Origin of the sequence: Citrobacter sp. Cb023 (assembly GCF_030336805.1) — a bacterium.
Classification (GTDB): domain Bacteria; phylum Pseudomonadota; class Gammaproteobacteria; order Enterobacterales; family Enterobacteriaceae; genus Citrobacter; species Citrobacter braakii.
Genome location: NZ_JAOWCV010000002.1, coordinates 1 through 215 on the forward strand (window position 1 = coordinate 1; position 215 = coordinate 215).

Here is a 215-nt window from a genome sequence, read left to right on the forward strand (position 1 = left end):
ACGTCAGTACCGGTGGAGCCAGTCCCATCAGCCGTAGTTTGACCTTTGTTGTCGATGGTGTTGTCGTTGCCGTCCACGCTGGTGCCGGTGCCGCCATTGGCTGCGCTGGTGCCACCTTCATTGTTGATTTTGTTACCGTCGCCGGTTACGTCAGTACCGGTGGAGCCAGTCCCATCAGCCGTAGTTTGACCTTTGTTGTCGATGGTGTTGTCGTT

General features: G+C 56.3%; 1 protein-coding gene. It reads right to left on the reverse strand.

Features of this window, described 5'->3' with window-relative positions:
• On the reverse strand, nt 1-215 hold a 215-nt coding region (locus OGW44_RS00020; RefSeq protein WP_286454003.1), incomplete at both ends, for a hypothetical protein.